The organism is Bifidobacterium tibiigranuli, assembly GCF_009371885.1.
Taxonomy (GTDB): Bacteria; Actinomycetota; Actinomycetes; order Actinomycetales; family Bifidobacteriaceae; genus Bifidobacterium; species Bifidobacterium tibiigranuli.
This window is the reverse complement of record NZ_QLZA01000001.1, coordinates 81588-98166: the sequence shown is the minus strand read 5'-3', so window position 1 is coordinate 98166 and position 16579 is coordinate 81588. Positions and strand designations below refer to the sequence as shown.

Here is a 16579-nt window from a genome sequence, read left to right as displayed (position 1 = left end):
TTAGATGTCTGGCATGAATACGTCGGTTTTGAGCGTGACGTTATGGCTTTGGTTGAAGTCGATTTCCATGAGCCGCAGTGGGTATCTGTCGTCAGACAGCGTGCGGAATCCGTTGATGTCGGCGTTGATGCGTTCTCCGGGCCAGAATGAGCCGAGCGGGTGGATGGGCTGCCCGTTGGGCATCTGGTCATCGAGGTTGACGGTGCCGGTGAGCTGGGCGATGGGCTGCTTGCGTGCGGCGAGGCGCGCTAGGAGCTTGCTTTTGAGTAGTTGCTGGTCGGTGATGTCGGTGTCGCTGTAGGTGGCTTCGTACAGAATCGGCGGGTCGTTTTTGCTGGATAGTTGGCTGATGTCCTCGGCGAGCGCGGTGATGGTGCTTGCGTCTGTTCCTGCTCCTGTGCCGTACCAGCGTTGTATGGGCGGGAGCCATGAGAGGCTGGTGACTTCCAGTGTTCCGCCGTATGGCGAGACCGTGAATGTTGGCGGTGTTTTGGATGCTGCTAGATAGATGTCGCCGTCGCTGGCGGCGATGAAGTCATTGATGATGTGCGTGTTGTCTGCCCAGGTTGGGCGGAATCCCATGTCTGGGCCGTTTTCGGTGTTGCTGAGGTTGGTGAGCAGTGTTTTGATGTTGAGGTTTTGGATGTTCCATGCGGAGTAGCTGTTGCGCTGGTGGTTCCCTTGTTCGCCTCGGTAGTTCCATCGGATAGGGAGCTGACCGTAGTTCTTCTGTTCGGTGGCGAGGCTGCCGAGTTCCGCTGCCAGTCCGCGCAGGCTGAGTCCCTGCCATGAGAGCGTGTCGGTGCTGGTGCCGTCGTGGTATGCGCCGTCGCGCACTGCCAGGCGGCTGTCGAGCAGGTCCATGGTGCAGGAGAGAGAAAACGTGGTGTCGAGCCAGTGATCCTCGCGGTCGGCGAGCGCTCCCCATAGGATTGGTATGCCGAGCGGGTTGGCGCAGCCGTCGTATGACCATGTGGTGGCTTGTCCTGCGCGTCCCATGCCGATCAGGGCGTTAATTTCGCTGGGCGTGGCGCGGCTGATGATGTTTCCGTATTCGTCATGCTGGTCGAATTGGCTGAATGGGAGCGTGAGACTGTTTTCGCCGTCTGTTCCTGTTCCTTTTTCGGTGGTGGAGAATCCGAAGCTGCTGACGGTCATGGATCCGCTGAATGATGGTATGTCGATCTCTTTGGTGATGAGTCCGGTGCGCGCTTCGGTGAGGTAATGGTGCCATGTCATTGCGCTGCGCCGCGGTCCCAGACTTCGAGGATGCGGCCCGGATATGTTTCCTGCGTGTCCGAATGGCAGATAAAATAGACGTTTTCGCCCCATTGCACACGGAAGTTCCGCAGGGCTACGGTGCGGGTACCTCTGGGGACTACGGCGAGCGCGTTGAGATGGCATGGCTCCCATGCGCGACTCACCTGGAACTGCTGCCCGCCGCCGGGCAGGTCATTGCCGTCGAGCTGGATGCCTGCGTACCAGCAGGCCATCTGCGTCGCATCCTGCGTAGGTTGTTTGATATTGGTGTGCATGCAGGCGCAGGCGATGGCGCTGAAGCGGAATTCCAACAGGCGGTCGGTGGGCAGATAGAACTGCTTCGTCATGCTGATGTAGTTCTTGCCCTTGTCGTTGAAATTCGCTGGGCCTTCGTAGTTCTCCTCCATGTGGACGAGGCGTCCGGTCTGCGCTCCGGAGCGTATCGCGAAATTGATGTTGTCGTCCGGTATCGCTGATGCGGTGCTCGTGGCTCCCGCCGGCATCCGCATCCTGCGAAGCGGCTGAGCTCCTGGTGACAGCGTTGGGTCCGTGGGGCTTGCCGCAGGCGTTCCTTGTACTGCGGTGATGTGGACGCGATTGTCCGTCGGCCCGGTGTTGGCCGTCATGCACACTATGTCGATCCGGTCGTATACGAGGTCTCCGGCGGCTACAGCATTCTCGGTGAGGCCGCCGGGCCAGTAGGCCTCTGTGTATCCGTCCGCGTCTCCCATCGAGCATACTGCCGTTCCTGCTGACACGGGGTACTGCAATCCGCTCCCGCCTGTCACGACGAGTCCCGACATTATCCCCGTGTTGCTCCATTCGCTTTGGATTATCTTCCGGTGGGTCAGCGGATCCAGCCCCACGCCGTTGCTGTCATACGCCACTCCAAGCGCCGTCGTCATGTTTGTTCTCCTTCAGTTTCGCGCGCATTGAGCGCCGTCGATGATGTCTCACATGTAGGTATCGCGCACATCGCACGTCACCCACCCGGACCCAGACGAGGCGAGCATGACGCTCACGCTCCCCTTCGGCGGGATAATCGGGAAATTCCCTCCTGTGATCCAGCGGCCCACATCGACGCCTCCCATGTATGCGCCGCCGGACCGCGAGTCGATCACCAGCGGCGTGGCATTGATATGGCTGTCGTATCCGAGCTGCTGCCCGTCGACGATGAGCATCAGACCATCCGGGAATTCGCCGTTGACGGTGAGCACTGGGTATGCGCGGCTCGTTCCCTCGTTGCGGAGCATCCCGATGTTGCGCTGGTCTCCTGCCGTGACGCCGTATGACAGCCCGAGTCCGTTCAGTCCGTAGTCCAGTCCCTTGCCTGCAGGCCCATAGGACAGGCCGCCTGAAACGCTGCTGACCGGGTACAGCTGGGTCTCGCGGTTCTGCCAGGAGAGTCGCTCCGGCCGGTAGCACACGATGGTGAGCGTGCCGGTCATGATGCCGTCATGCCATGCCGCATCGATCTCCGGACGCACGTACCCGGTGACGTATGTATCGCTCAGCGAGTCGACCACGCGAAGACGGACAGTCTGATGCGCTGCGGCGGATAGCTTCATGGCGGCAGCGAGCGTTTCGTCCCTGCTGTCGCCCATCGCGATCCAGTGGACGGTGACGGTGCGCTCCGCGTACTGTATGTCGCTGGAAGCGATGTCATGCGCTCCATCGCCATTCGCACGCTGCGTCAAATCCACTTTCAGATCAGGCGCGGAAAGCCAGCCCTCGATGCCGGCCTTGGCTATCCCCAGGCCGTCCGGAATTCCCTGCTCGACGCTGCCTGAAAGCCTTATCTGGGTCTGCCCGTAATACAAGATCGCATAGTATGGGAGCATCTAGCCCCTCCCTTGCAATGATGCGAGCGCATGCCTGGCTGCGGAGCGTCCGAAGATCGTCCCGTCTGAATGCGGATTGGCTGCATGCACGTTGATTTCGAACTTCTGGTTGACCGTGGGGGTGCTGGAAGCCGTAGGCTCATGGTTTTGGTCGCGTTTGGAGAAGAGAAGATCCTGCTGGCGCTGGTTGAGGACCAGTTCGGGCGAGCCGGACCGGTTTTCGACCAGCGTCATGCCCTGGCCGAGCACTCCGCCGGTGTCGTAGAGGCGGCGCGGCACGATGCCGCCCTCCGCGTATCCTCCCGGCTGGTCCAGCGCGGACAGGCTGCCGTAGCGGTGGATGGCGTAGTTGAGTCCCGCGTAGATGTTGGCGAGCGGGTCGGTGATCGGCCGGCCTGCGAACGGCCCTGCATAGGCGTGGAACGTTCCGGGGATGGTCTGCATGAGGCCCTGCGAGGGCATGCCTGCGGCCGCATTGGAATCCCAGTTGTTGATCGCATCGGGATTGCCGCCGGACTCCTGGTTCATGCGCCGCATTACGGTGTTGAGCCAGCTTGCGGGCTGTCCGAGCATCGAGAGCGCCTGCAATACCTGGCTGGACCATTGTGCCACGCCAGCGCCCGGCTGGAAATTGACGCTCGTACCCGACGGTCCGCCGCCCACATTGGACATGAGGCTCTTGGCCTTGTCGACCAAGCCGTTCGCGATCTTGAGCGGGAACTGGCCGAGCATATGCCCCCAATCTCCGCCGCCCACATTGCCGAGCATGCTTTTGACTGGGTCTACGATCCATTTGCGAATCGAGCCGCTGGGATCCGCGATAAAGTCGGTGACCGTTCCGGCGACCCCGCTGATGGCGTTGCTGACCGCGCTGGCCGCTCCCACCGCCTTGTCCTTGACCCATCCAGCCTTGTCCTTGGTCCAGTCGATGGCCTTGGATGCGACGCCGCCGATGCCGAATCGCGGCACGACGCCGCCGCCCGCGTAGCCGAGCATGTCGCGGCGCACCGCGTCCGGCCCGCTGTGCCGGGCGAGACGGTTCCATCGCTGGATGTTGCCGGCTCCTACGGCGCGCGTCCATTCGGGCACCATCCATGCCTCGCCGGGCGAGGTCATGGCCAGTATGGTGTCATGTCCGGGCGCATACCCCGGGTTGATGCCGCCCTCCGCAAACTTGGGCGCGTCGGGCAGCTTCAGGTCGAGTCCTACGGCCTTCGCCACCGAGTTCCACACCTGCTCGATGCCGTTGGTGTACACGGTGTTGACGACCCAGCGCACCGGGCTGGCGGCCGCATCCTTGACCTTGTCCCATGACGTGCCGATCCAGCTTGCCGTGTCGCTGAAAGTCTGGCCGATGGCGTGGATGCCGCCCTCCATCGGGGTGACGACGTGCTGGCTGATCCAGTTCCAGCCATTGCTGAAAGCGCCGCTGATGGATCCCCAGACAGGCTGTATGACGTTGCTGTTCAGCCAGTTGAACATGTTGCCCATGCCGGTCATCGCGTTGTTCCATGCGTTGACGACATTGGTCCTGATCCAGTTCCAGCCCGCGCCGAACGCTCCCGTCATACCGTTCCATGCGGGTACGACGATGCCGTTCCACAGCCATCTGAGAACATTGCCCATGACGGACACCGCGTTGTCCCATGGAGTGATGACATTGTCGCGTATCCAATTCCAGCTTGTGCTGAACGCGGTTCGGATGGCGTTCCAGACCGGCTGCACGATGCTCGCATTGAGCCATGTGAATACGGCGCCCCATATTCGCAGCTCGTTGTTCCATGCGTCGATGACCGTGGTCTTGACGATGCTCCATGCTGCGCTTATCGTATTCTTTATGCCGTTGAATGCTGGTTCGATGACGTTGTGCCAGAGCCATGTGACCGGCTGCTCCATCTGATGCCATGCCAGCACCCATGGAGTGATGAGCACAGTCGCGATCATCGTGATGATGAACTTGAACGTGGTCACTATCCCGTTGCCGATGGTCTTGACGACGTTCACGAAACCGTTCCACAGATTGGCCATAGTGTCGCGGAACTGCTTGTTCTTGTTCCACAGCACCACGAACGCCGCGCCTATGGGGCCGCCTATGAGCAGTCCGCCGATGGTCTCCAATATGAGTTTGAAATTGCTTTTCACCCAGTTGAATGCTCCGGAGAAGAATCCGGTTACCTTTCCCCAGCTCCGCTTGAAGAAGTCAGTGAATGGGCCGGCGAAGAAGTGGCCGACGCCGATGGCCGCATTCTTCACGCCGTCCAATGCGCCGTTGACGATGTTGCGGAATGCGGTGGAATGCTTGTAGGCGAGGATGAATCCTCCGGCGAGCAGCGCTATCGCGCCTATCACGAGTCCGATGGGCCCGGTGGCGAAGTCGAGCGCCGCACCGAACGCGGTGGCCGCTCCCGCAGCCAGCGTGGATGCCGCCGCGCCGATGCCCTGCGCGGTCGCGTACGCTCCGGCGCTGATGGCCGCCGAATCCTGGGCGAGCGCAGCGCCTCCGGTTGCTGTCGCGAATATTATCTGCGCGAACTGGCCGAGCAGTATGGCTCCGCGCAACGCCTTGTAGCCGATGATCATGCCGCCGACTGCTGCGGTGGTGATGGCGAGGGCCTTGATGAGGGTCGTGTGCTTGCTGGCGAAGTCTCCGATGCCGGTGGCGGCGTTGGTCGTGACGCGCATGATTCCGGTAATGGCGGGCAGGAATTTGGAGGCCATGGTGATGCGGGAGACGTTGAGCTCCTGGTTGAATCGGGCGGTTTGCACTTGGGCGGTCTTCTGGGTTTCGGCCCATGTGCTGATGTCCGTGCCGTTCTGTTTGGCGGATTTGCTGATGCCGGCCACATTATTGGCGAATGTCTTGGTGCTGCCGCCGGAGAGCATGAGCGCAGTGTTCATGCCGGTGGCTCCGCCCATGATTTTCTTCAATGCGTCCGTGTAGGTCTGTGCCGTGGGCGAGCCGGATTTCAGCTGGTCGTTGAAGCCCTTGGACTTCTGGTACATGGTGTTCCACTGGCCGACGAGGGTCGCCTGCGTGGGGGTGAGCGACTGCAGGTCCTTGCGGTAGGATTTGGAGCTCACCGACCCGTCCATGACGCCCTTGGCGAGGTCCCTGGCGCTGCCCGTGAGCTTGGAGAACATGGTGGCTGCGTCGTTGGCGGCGTTCTTGGACTGGTTGAACGTGTTGAGCATGATGACGCCGGATGGCCCCATGTTCTTCAGGATCGTCTGGGTGAGGTAGCCGATGGTGCCGGTCAGCCCGTTCTTGCCGAGGTTCTTCGCCACGTCCAGCGAATTGATGCCGAACTGCTGCATCTCCCTGATGGCCACGTTGTTCGGCGCCTGCAATGCGCGGATGGTGTTCGAAAGCTCCTGCGTAGCCTCGTCGGCCGACGTGCCATGGCTGGTGAGCGTGGCGATGGCGCCGGCCACCTGCGCGAATGAGAGTCCTGCGGCGGATGCGACGGGGAGCACGGTGGACAGGCTGCCGGCGAAAAGCTGCATCGTGGTCTTCGCCTCGCCGGACGCGGCCACCAATTGGTTGGTGACGCTCGACGCCTGCGAGGCGGGGATGTTGTAGGAGCGCATGATGCTGGTCAAGGCATTGGTCATGACGCCCAGATCGACCTGCTCATCCGTCGCGCCCTGCGCCGCAGCCTTCAGGACCTTCAAGCCATCCGCGCCACGAAATTGGGCCTTCTCCATCGTGTACATGCCCTCGGCGAGCTGCGAGGTGCTGATGCCGGTCTGCACCGCGATGCCCTTGATGCCATTGACCACGCCGCCCAGCGCGGACTCCTCCTCGCCGCCGGCGGTCACCAGCAGATTCATCTGCTTCTGGAAATCCTCGGCCGATTTGACTCCGGACGACACCCACGACACCAGTGAGACAGCGCCCATCGTCACGCCCAATGCGCCGACCATGCTGCGAGCGCCGCTGACGGCTTTGCCGAATATGCCGGCGCTTCGTCCGGCTTTTTCGCTTGATCCGCCGAACCTGTCGAGGATTCCGGGGGTCTTGGCTTCCTCGGCGTTGAGTTCGGCTTGCTTGCCGGCGAGCGCCTGGGTGGCTTGGGTGGTGGCTTTGTGGGCTGCGCTGACTTGTTTTTCGGCGTCGGCGACCTGGTTGGCGGCGGTGGTGGCTTTGGATTGGGCTTGGGTGAGCTGGCTTTGGGCTTTGAGTGCCTGGCTGCTGGCCGTTCCGTGTTTCTGAGTTTGTTCGGCGAGTCGGGCTTCTGCTGCTGCTACCTGCTGGTCGGCGGCTTTCTGCCGGTCTCTGGCTCGGACGATGTTGCGGGTAGCGTCGAGGGTGGCGCGTTCGGCTTTGCTGACGGCGGCGGTCATGGCGTCGACCTGTGTTTTGAGCAGGTCGCTTTTGGATGCGCTGTTCATGCTGGCGGCGAAGCTCTTGCCGGCCGTCTGGCCGGCTTGGGTGGCTGCCTGGTTGGTGCCGGCCATGAGCGTCTTGGCGAACAGGCTCATGTTGGGCATGACGTCGACCCATGCTGCTCTTCCTGCCATGGCTAGCCTCCGAACATGATTGCGGCCGCCTTGTCGAGCAGCATGGTGGATTGGGTGTCTTCCGGCTCCGGCTCGTCGTCGGTCTTATCGGGGTTGGGCAGGTAGTTGATGTCGTCCTGGCTGATGGGATCCTCGTAGATGGCGTTGTGCGCTTGGAGTATGCGCTCGCGCAGTCGGCTTTCCACGTTCCATAGGAGCCATTCGCGGTCCGACCATGCGGACAGTCCGCCGATCAGGGCGTTCAGTCCTCTGAGGGTGAGCCGACCCTCCCAGAATTCGCGGATGGGGTCGCGCGGCGCGTATTCCTTGCATAGGCGTGCTTCCAGCTCCTCGGGCTTGCCGTGGTTGTCGAGCAGCTGGAATGCCATGTCGAGTAGGGCTAGTCGTCTTGGTCTTTTCCCTCGGAGTCCGGGGCGACCATGGCGGGCAGGTCGTTTTCGCTCATGAGCTGCAGGAGCATGAGGATCGCGTTGTCCTGCCCGCCGGCGGCGATGAATGCTTCGTACTCGTCGTCGCCGAGGATGGCTTTCACGAGGTCGTCGCCGCCCGCGTCGGCGGAGCGTTTGATGCGCCGGTTCTCCTCGTTCGTCCGGTAGACCGGATGCTTGATTTTGAACTTCTTGGCGTTTTTGCCTTCGCCCACGAGGATCTCCGTGTATTCGCGGACCTCGGGGTGGGTCTCCTTGTATTTGCCGATGATCTGGCTCATTGAGATTGCGGTCATTGATGCTCCTTAGATGATTGCTTGCTGTGCGGCTCAGGCGTGGACTGCCGGCGCGGATTCCTCGTGGTAGGACTTGCCTAAGAGCAGTGGGTCCTTGTAGCAGGTGAACGTGACGGCTTCGACCTCTGGGTCGCTGCGGTTCATGGTGCGGTCAGCGACGTCGGTGATCTTGGCCCGGTATGCGGCTTCGACGCGATAGACTGCCTGGTCGCTTACGCCGTCCTGGGACAGGAGCAGGAGCCGCAGGTAGGGGTATTCCTTCGTGCCCTGCTCGTCGATGCTCCACTTGGCGCTATTCTGTGCGGGCCATGCGGATACGGGGATGCCGGCCGTGAGGCTTTTGACCCATGCGCTCGACTCGCCGAATTCGGCGGCGAGCGTGCGCGTGCTGCTGGACAGGTCGCTTCGCACCGGGTCGAGGTCCTGCAGCATGGTCGTGTCGTCGGACTTCATGTCCTTCTTGAGCGTGAATCCCTTGGTGCTCACGTATCCGAGGTTCATGAATCCAGTGGGCAGTACGATTGGATTGCCGGTAGTGGCGTCGAAGAAGCTTGTGGGCATTGGAGTCGAATAGTCGGCGACTGCGAGCAGTGATGTGCCGTGCTTGCGCACGTAGCTGGAATTGTCGGCGAGCTGGCTGCTTACCGGGGCGAAGGTGGGTGCTGGGTCTGTCATGGTGTCTCCTTGATTGGATTGTTTGTTTGTTGTCTAGTTGGCTGTTGGCCGCATGGTGAGCGAGTAGGTGGCGACATAGCGCAGCAGGTCGGGGTCGCCGTAGTCGACGGCGGCGAATGATCCCCCGGTCACGTCGTCCACGTACCCGTATGAGTTGCCGTTGCCGGCGAGGCGCAGCATCGCCATGTCGGCCTGCTGCGAGAGCCGGTCCATGTCGCCCTGACTAGCTGTGAACAGGTCGATGTCGATGCTGGCCGAGCGCGTGTAGCCGTCGGCCCAGCCGGATGGGGAGCCGCCGACCTTGACGACCGGCAGAATCGCCGTCATGTCATTGGGCGTGCGTGTCCACACGTCCATGTGCAGCTGGTCCATGAGCCAGTGGCGCACCAGCTGCACGTGGATGGGGAATGGGTGAGTGTAGGTGAGCATCAGTCCCCCAGTTGGGCGACGGCCCGGCCGAGTATCATGGTCTTCTGTTTCTGCGAGGTGCCGTACTCCTGCGCTTCGGCGTCCTCGCTGTCGGCGATGACCCTTGCGTAGGGACGTTTCAGGCCCTGCTTGGCCTTGATACCGGGGCGGGTGCCGGTCTCGATGTGCAGGCTGTCGCCGAATTGGGTGGCGTTCTCTTGGTAGGCGATGCGCTGGGCTATGGGAAGAAGACGCTGGGCCTCCTCGTACAATACGCGGCGCACCTCGTCCGACTGGGCGGCCTGCTCAATGATGGAACCGTCGGGAACGTACGGAATGGGCATCATCCACCGCCTTTGACCAGATAGATCTCGGAATGCGCGAGCATGCGGTCGCCGGGGTACCACTCGCCGATCACGCCACTGATGGACAGGGTCTGTCCGCGCCACGAGACGATGCTGTCGGGAGTCACCCCGAGGTCCGTCAGATGCACGCCGTTCGGCGAGTTGAGCCGCCAGCGCTCTTGCGTGACCTGGCCGAGGTACGTGTCGTCGCCCATCGCCACAACCGGCTGGATGTTGCATCCGGTGAGGCTGACGGTGTTCGCAGTGGGAACGGGTTCCCCGTCGGGGCCCATGACGGGCCTGCCGGGGACCGTGAACGTGACCGTCTCGCGGTGCAGGATGTCCGTCACCATGAGCCCGTCACCCGGTATTTCTGCACGCACGCGCTCCACTGTGCCGAGTAGCCGACCTGCAGCTGCGTGTTGAAAGAGCGCGACTCGGTGCCGGTGGTGTACGACGTGTACGCGTTGCCCGAAAGCACCGGGTACATGGCCGTCGCCTGGTCGAGGACCGCCTCCTGCACGTCCTGCGGGATCTCCGCGTATCCGTGCGTGCACGTCAGTTCGACAGTGCGCCAGCGGTCGGCGATGGGATCAGGAAAGCGCAGGATTCCCGCCGCGCTCCACTCGAAGCCTCCCGGCCCGTACGTCACTCCGCCGACGGCGAGCGCCTGCACGTCCACGAGGGGTGTGAAGGGCAGGAGCAGGGTGCGTGTGCCGTGGGCGTCGAGCGTGACCGTTTCGGTGGTCAGGGAGATCGGGTTGTTGGTCTGGCCTCGGAATCTGGCGCTGGCGAGGTCTAGTGCGAGCAGCATCGGCGCGTCGTCCTCGGTGACGTCGAGTTTCTGGGCGAGTAGGGCGGGAAGGGCCAGAGGCGTCATCCCCTCGTATTTCTGCTCGGTCTGGTCATCTCCCGTCATTGGTCATCTCACTTGCCGGGGGTTGTGGTTCCGGCGGTGCCGAGGTCGACCGTCACGATGGCGGCGGGGAGTCGTACGGCGAGGGCGAGACGTTCCTCGATGACGGTGCGGATCTGGTTGGCCGTCATGAGGGTGTAGGGGTCAAGTTTGGTCTGCAGGCCGTTCTTGCGGTATACGGTGGCGGCCACGCGGAACGCTCCAACCACTGCGGTGCCTTTGGCGACGGCGGGGCTGACGATGGTGGGGATGCCCCACAGGCTGGGCGAGTTGGGGATGGTGGACGGGTAGGTGGCGGCTGATTGGGGTGCGGTGACGGATCCCATGCCGTAGGCGCCTGACCATGGTCCGCCGGCGAAGTACTGGCCGTTGGCGTCCTTGGCGAGGCGGATGGCCTGATAGTCGGCCGGGTTGAGGATGAGTCCGTCTGGTTCGAGGCCGCGGGCGGTGCGGATGTCGGTTCCTGCGCGGAAGATCGCGTCGGCTGGCGTATCCTTGGATCCGCTGGTGGTGTCGACTGCTTCGGTCTGGATTCCCGGCCGTTTGAGCAGGCCGAGGATGTTGTCGCCGGTGCCGTCGCCGTTGAGTAGCTGGTCCTCCTCGTACAGGCCGAGCAGGTAGAGTCCGCGCTGGTCGATTTCGGACTGCCAGAAGGGCAGGTCGGTGGTCATTTCGTCGGAGACGGCGAACCATGCGGCGATCTTGTGGACGTTGTCGGTCACGGGTGTGGGGTCCGCGATGTGCAGTTGAGGCTTCTGGGCTCCTTCCTTGACGTTGGCGAATCCTCCTTCGACCGTGGCGGATTCCACGAAGTAGGTGATCGAGGTTCCGCTCACCGCTCCGGTTCCGAGCAGGCTGGTGACGAGCGGTCGGCGGTATCCGTGGACGATGTTCGGGTCGTAGGTGGTGAGGAATCCGGACACCAGCTCCTGCGGGGTGGTGTGCGCGTCGGATGCGGCCTTGAATACCGGGGCGGTGACTGTGGAGCCACCCTTGAGGCGCTTGAATCCGTCCTCACCAAGGCTCTTGACGACGAATTCGCCGAGCGTCGCCGCCTGGGTGACGTCGGGCGCAGGGTCCTGGTTCCCTTTGGTGTCCTTGCCGGCCTGGAGCGCGCCGGCCGCCTTGAATTCGGCGGCGAAGCGATTGGCGGAGTCGATCTTGCCGCGCACGTCCTTGATTTCGCCGGTGAGCTCGTCGACGCGCGTGTAGTCGGCGTCGTCGGCCTTGTTGTCCTTGATCTTGGCCTGCAAGGTGGTGGCCTCGGTCAGGAGCGACTTGAGTTTTTCGTCCGGGTTCATGCCCGACTCCCCTCTGGCCGGGCAAGCTCGGCCTGTAACGCCAGGAGCGCAGTGGCGCGCCGCCTGGAAATGGTTGCGGCGGCCGTCTTGCGGGTCGCCTCGTCTGTGTTCCCGTCGTCGGATGGCGGCGGGGTTTCGGTTCCGCCCGCGGGGTGCGCTTCCGCTTCCTCGATGGCGTCGCCAAGCTGTTGGTGGATGGATTTCAGGTTCTCGGCCAGGCTGTGGGAGGCGTCCTCGTCATCGGCGGCGCTTTTCACGTCGATGAGCCGGGTGGCTGGGTTTGCTCCCTTCAGCACGAGGGACACCTCGACGAGGTCGAATTCCTTGAGGTGCCGGACGATCCGTCCACCCTCCGATTTCGTCACAGCGGTGCCTCGGGGCACCATCCCGCCGATCGAGAACTCGTTGACGAGACCGGATTTCATGAGGTGCAGGGCTCGTACGGATTCCGGGTTCGTCATGTCGAGGGTCGCGTGCACGAGCAGTCCCGTATCGGTCTGTTCGGCCTGAGCGGACCCGAGCACGCTCTTCATGTCGTTCCACTGGTGCGACCAGAGGATCGGCATGGCGCCGCCTTTGGCCTGCAGCCGGTTGAGCGCGCCGTCGAACGCGCCCTTGTCAACTACCTCGCTCTGCGAATCCGTCACGCCGAAGACCGATACGAGCGCGTCGAACTCGCCTTTGTCGTCATTGGCGTCGGCGGTCTTGAAGTCGGTCTTGAAGGTCAGATGCTTCATGTCCATGTGTTTTCCTCAATTCTCCGAAGGGCGCGGCGCGTGTGCCGGAGCGCCGGGTTTGATGTTCTGGGATCCGGAGTCGGTGGGTGACGCCTGGCCTCCGGCGGTGACGTTGAGCGGCGTGATGAGTTCGTCTCCGCCCGGCATCGACGGCATGTCCATGCGTCCTCGGGCCTCGTTTCGCGTCATCCAGGGGCCGCCGGTGGATGTCTGGAGGAAGTCCGCCTGCTCGATGAACGAGCCGTTGATGGCCTCCTCGCGGTCCAGTGATGCGTACACGCCGGGACGTGGGTCCATGGCCGGCACGATGTGGGCGTTGAAGGCCGATTCGAGTTCGGTGATGATCGGACCGACGCCGGGGCCGTAGAGCATCTCGCGAAACGCGGCCACGCTTGCATAGCTGCCGGCACGGGCCCCGACCAGTTCGGGTGCGATGTGGAAGAAGCTGCACACCTCGACGTCGGACAGCCGTCTGCCCTCGATGTCGAGCGCGTCCTTGGGGCTGATGGTGTCGCCGATCTTCGCGTACGTCATCCCGTCCTCGAGGATCGGGGTGGCGCCAGCCTTGCCGGCGGAGAACTCCTTCCAGTCCTCCTTGAATCTGGCGCGAGAATCGTTCGACCATTTGGCGTCGATGGGCCGAGTGAGTACGCCCGAGAACTTCGGCGTGCGCTCCCACTGGGCTGACCTCCAGGCGACGGAACGGCGCTGCTCCTGGAGTATCTGGCTCAATGTGACGAGCGGGCTGATGCCCATGGCGTCGAACTCGCTCCACCCGATGCCCATGGCGACGGCGACCTCGGGGTTCTGAGACAGGTCGAGGAGGCGTCCGTCGAGGTTGATCTGGATCTCGGTAGGCTCGTCGATGCCCATGTCGGAACGCGTGACCACGAGTCGGGGCGGGATGCGGTGCAGACCGAAGCCGCCGGGCACCCAGATGGCGCAGAACCGGTCGTACAGGAGCTTGTCTATGACGAGATTGCGTACCAGCTCGTACCCGTTGACCCATGGCTGCGGCTGTCGGAGCAGCTGCTCCGCGGGGCTGTCGGAGATGCGTGGACGGTCGTTGTCGTCGGCGCGCACATATACCTTCCATGGCAGTGCGGCGACCGATCGGGCGATGAATCCGACTACCTTGCGCACGGATGGCTGCGTGCGCCATACCTCCTGCGCCGAAAGGGTGCCGACATAGCTGTCCTCGACGTCGGTGTATAGCGTCGTCGCAGTGCCCTGCACCTGCCCTGTGACGGTTTCCGGCGAACCGGCGCCCTTGAGAATCAGTCCATGCGAATCGGAGAACGCGACCATCAGCCCACCACCTGGATCGTGAGCACGGCGCGCGAGTAGACGAACACGGTTCCGGGCACGTCGCCCTGTGAGACCGACACCTGTCCCAGCTTTACGCGGCCGGGCCATGTCAGACGCGTCACTCCGGAAAGCGCGCTCCCGTCGGTGAGGGATACGGTGATCCTGCGTCCGGGAAGGAACCACATGGGCACTCCAATCGTCGGTATGTGTTAGATGGTCATGAGTCCGTGCGCCTCGTATGCGCTGGGCCTTACTGGCCGCGTCATGGCTTCGGATAGGGCGTTGAGGGTGGCGGCGACGCCGTCGATCTTGTCCCTGGCGTCGGCTTTGGAGGGTTGTACGTTGCCGTTGGCGTCGGATTTGACGGCGAGGTTGTCGACGTTCCAGCGCAGGACGGGGTTGCCGCCGTGGCGGAACGTGGGGTGCTCCGTGGTGCCGGTCAGGAGGAGTCGTTGCAGTTCCTTGAGCACCGGGGAGAGGGTTTTGGAGCCCTGGCGGACGACGGTGAGACGTGATTCCGCGACGCCCTGCTCCTCGAGGTCGTTGACGACCTGGGTGGCGTTCCAGGGGTCGTATCCGATGGTCTGCACGTCGTAGTCGCGCAGGTCGTCGAGGATGCGGCGTTCCACGTACCCGTAGTCGGTGACGTCGCCGGGCGTGAGCGTGAGGTATCCGTCGGACACCCATGTGGAGGCGGATCCGCTGGTGCGTTTGTCGAGGTTCGGCAGGTTGCCTTCGGGCGTCCAGAAGCGGAGCATGCAGTCGTACGTGCCGTCGTCATGGGGGAACACGAGGCTCCACGCCGTGAGATCGGATACGGCCGCGAGGTCCCAGCCGCCGAAGCATGGCAGTCCCTTGAACCGTTCGGTCATGTCCTGTGCGGCGATCGGGCCCTTGTTGCGGTCCCATGACGTGAGGGTGATGAAGCGGGTCTCCTGTTTGGTGCGGATGCCGAGGTGCAGTCTGAGGTAGCTGGCGAGGTTGGATGGGCTGTTCTTCGCGTGCAACGCCTGTTTGGCGAGGTATTCTGCTGCCGGTGAGACTCCATAGCCGGGGTTCGCCTTCATCTGTGTCTCGACCGCGAATGGGTCGTCCGTCTCGGACGCGCCCCACACGACCCCGTACCAGGATTCGTCGTGGATGGTTCCCTCGGCGAGCTGCTCCACGTAGCGGCGGGTCTCGTCGTAGATCGTGTGCGTCTTGCCGGCGTCCGGGGTGGTGATGTACACGCCGAGCGGCTGCGTGCGTGATCCGCGGCCCGTCTGCAGCGTGTGCACCAGGTCGCCGGACTTGTACACGTGCAGCTCGTCGCAGATGAAGCAGTGCAGGTTCATGCCGTGCGCCGCGTCGGCCGCCGAGCTGATGACCTCCATGTAGGAGCCGGACGCGGGGTGCACGATGCGCTTCTGGTGAGCCTTCATGACGCCCTCGAGCGCCGGCGTCTTCTCGACCAATTGCTTGACCGGCTGGAAGACGAAGCCCGCCTGGTGCTCGGTGGAGGCCGCGCATACCACCTGCGCTCCACGCTCCCCGTCCGCGCCCAGCATGTACACCGCGATGCCGCCGGACAGGGTGGATTTGCCGTTCTTGCGGGGCACATCCACGTACAGGTCGTTGACGATGCGCACGTAGTTCCCGTCCTCGTCGGGATGCAGCCAGCCGAACGCCGGCGCGAGGATCCACGCGACCTGCCATGCGGCCGGATCCAACGGCTTGCCCGCCCACTTGCCCTGCGTATGCCTGAGCATGTGGAAGGCGGCCAGCACCCGGTCGACGCGGTCCGGCGAGAACACGGCTCCCTCGACGTCACGCGGCTCCGGCACCTTGATCTTCGGCGCCTGCCACTCCTCCGGCAGCTCCAGGCCCCGCGACAGCATATACGCCGCCACCTCGGGACTCAGCTTCAGCCGCTCGAGCTCTGAGGCGGACGGCAGCTCCACATCATCCAAACTGCGCTGCGAACGGGTTGCCGTCATCCTCCTCATCGTCCTTCCCGGCCACATTCGCCTCCGAAGCCGGGGTCAGGCCGAACTCATGGGCGAACGAGCGGATCGTCGACTGCGCGTTGCGCAACGCGGCCACCGCCGGATGCGCCTTCAGCGACTCCTTGCCCGGCGTGGTCAGCGAACCGTTCTCCGTAAGCTCCGACATGGCCTCCTTCATCTGCCAGACCGCCAGACAGTAGGCCGCGAGCGACCCCAGATCGCCCTCCTTGAGCAGGCCCTTCGCCGCAAGCGGCGGAACGACCCGCTTCCACTCCAATTTCGCGTAATGCGGCAGCCAGGAGGGCATCTTCGGAGCCTCACGGGCCACCTCAAGCGGCTTCTCCAACCGCCGGCCGCCCGAATCACGACCATCCGCACGCCCATTGATAACGCGCAGCCGCAACGGAGCCTTCTGGGGACCACGAGCACCCATGAAAACCTCCCCAGAACAGCTACAACGACCGAAAACGACGTAAAATACGCGGAAAACAGGCGAAAACGACGTGGAAACGACCATCCAGGGCGGGAGGGCCGAAAAACTCCATTTTTTCTAAAAACC

At 63.2% G+C, this 16579-nt stretch carries 17 protein-coding genes; all 17 read right to left on the bottom strand.

Going from position 1 to position 16579, the window contains the following annotated elements; all coding sequences use genetic code 11:
- The 17 genes from DDF78_RS00530 to DDF78_RS00455 are packed head-to-tail and all read right to left on the bottom strand — an operon-like array spanning position 1 to position 16453.
- Positions 1–1239, bottom strand: a complete 1239-nt coding sequence (locus DDF78_RS00530) for a hypothetical protein (protein WP_152579900.1) — start codon at positions 1237–1239, stop codon at positions 1–3.
- Complete coding sequence (locus tag DDF78_RS00525) at positions 1236–2165, bottom strand: hypothetical protein (RefSeq protein ID WP_152579901.1); 930 nt, start codon at positions 2163–2165, stop codon at positions 1236–1238. Before DDF78_RS00525 ends, DDF78_RS00530 begins: the two co-directional genes overlap by 4 nt.
- Before the next feature lie 48 nt (positions 2166–2213).
- A complete protein-coding gene (locus DDF78_RS00520) occupies positions 2214–3101 on the bottom strand; it encodes a hypothetical protein (protein WP_152579902.1) in 888 nt (295 codons plus the stop codon).
- Positions 3102–7622, bottom strand: coding sequence for a phage tail tape measure protein (locus DDF78_RS00515; protein WP_152579903.1), 4521 nt, complete (start codon positions 7620–7622; stop codon positions 3102–3104).
- A 2-nt stretch (positions 7623–7624) separates the two neighbouring features.
- Positions 7625–7990: a hypothetical protein gene (locus tag DDF78_RS00510; protein ID WP_152579904.1), complete on the bottom strand. Its 366-nt coding sequence runs from the start codon at positions 7988–7990 to the stop codon at positions 7625–7627.
- 11 nt (positions 7991–8001) lie between these two features.
- Positions 8002–8346 (bottom strand): hypothetical protein, encoded by a 345-nt coding sequence (locus DDF78_RS00505; protein ID WP_152579905.1) that lies wholly within the window; start codon positions 8344–8346, stop codon positions 8002–8004.
- Between the two features lie 33 nt (positions 8347–8379).
- Positions 8380–9021 (bottom strand): hypothetical protein, encoded by a 642-nt coding sequence (locus DDF78_RS00500; protein ID WP_152579906.1) that lies wholly within the window; start codon positions 9019–9021, stop codon positions 8380–8382.
- 33 nt (positions 9022–9054) lie between these two features.
- A complete protein-coding gene (locus DDF78_RS00495) occupies positions 9055–9450 on the bottom strand; it encodes a hypothetical protein (RefSeq protein WP_152579907.1) in 396 nt (131 codons plus the stop codon).
- Positions 9450–9776, bottom strand: coding sequence for a hypothetical protein (locus DDF78_RS00490; RefSeq protein WP_152579908.1), 327 nt, complete (start codon positions 9774–9776; stop codon positions 9450–9452). Before DDF78_RS00490 ends, DDF78_RS00495 begins: the two co-directional genes overlap by 1 nt.
- Positions 9773–10156, bottom strand: a complete 384-nt coding sequence (locus DDF78_RS00485; RefSeq protein ID WP_152579909.1) for a hypothetical protein — start codon at positions 10154–10156, stop codon at positions 9773–9775. The genes DDF78_RS00490 and DDF78_RS00485 overlap by 4 nt, the downstream gene beginning before the upstream one ends.
- The gene (locus tag DDF78_RS00480) at positions 10120–10692 is read right to left on the bottom strand and encodes a head-tail connector protein (protein WP_152579910.1); all 573 of its coding nucleotides are present in this window, start codon (positions 10690–10692) and stop codon (positions 10120–10122) included. The genes DDF78_RS00485 and DDF78_RS00480 overlap by 37 nt, the downstream gene beginning before the upstream one ends.
- Before the next feature lie 8 nt (positions 10693–10700).
- A complete protein-coding gene (locus DDF78_RS00475; protein WP_152579911.1) occupies positions 10701–11990 on the bottom strand; it encodes a phage major capsid protein in 1290 nt (429 codons plus the stop codon).
- Complete coding sequence (locus DDF78_RS00470) at positions 11987–12733, bottom strand: HK97 family phage prohead protease (protein ID WP_152579912.1); 747 nt, start codon at positions 12731–12733, stop codon at positions 11987–11989. Before DDF78_RS00470 ends, DDF78_RS00475 begins: the two co-directional genes overlap by 4 nt.
- Positions 12734–12742: 9 nt before the next feature.
- Positions 12743–14035 carry a phage portal protein gene (locus DDF78_RS00465; RefSeq protein WP_162000636.1) on the bottom strand — a complete coding sequence of 431 codons (1293 nt, stop codon included), beginning with the start codon at positions 14033–14035 and terminating at the stop codon, positions 12743–12745.
- On the bottom strand, positions 14035–14220 hold the full coding sequence (locus DDF78_RS11800) for a hypothetical protein (protein WP_162000637.1): 186 nt from the start codon (positions 14218–14220) through the stop codon (positions 14035–14037). The genes DDF78_RS00465 and DDF78_RS11800 overlap by 1 nt, the downstream gene beginning before the upstream one ends.
- Positions 14221–14244: 24 nt before the next feature.
- Positions 14245–16011 (bottom strand): terminase large subunit, encoded by a 1767-nt coding sequence (locus tag DDF78_RS00460; RefSeq protein WP_202613154.1) that lies wholly within the window; start codon positions 16009–16011, stop codon positions 14245–14247.
- Positions 15977–16453 (bottom strand): phage terminase small subunit P27 family, encoded by a 477-nt coding sequence (locus DDF78_RS00455; protein ID WP_162000638.1) that lies wholly within the window; start codon positions 16451–16453, stop codon positions 15977–15979. Before DDF78_RS00455 ends, DDF78_RS00460 begins: the two co-directional genes overlap by 35 nt.
- Between the last annotated feature and the right edge of the window lie 126 nt (positions 16454–16579).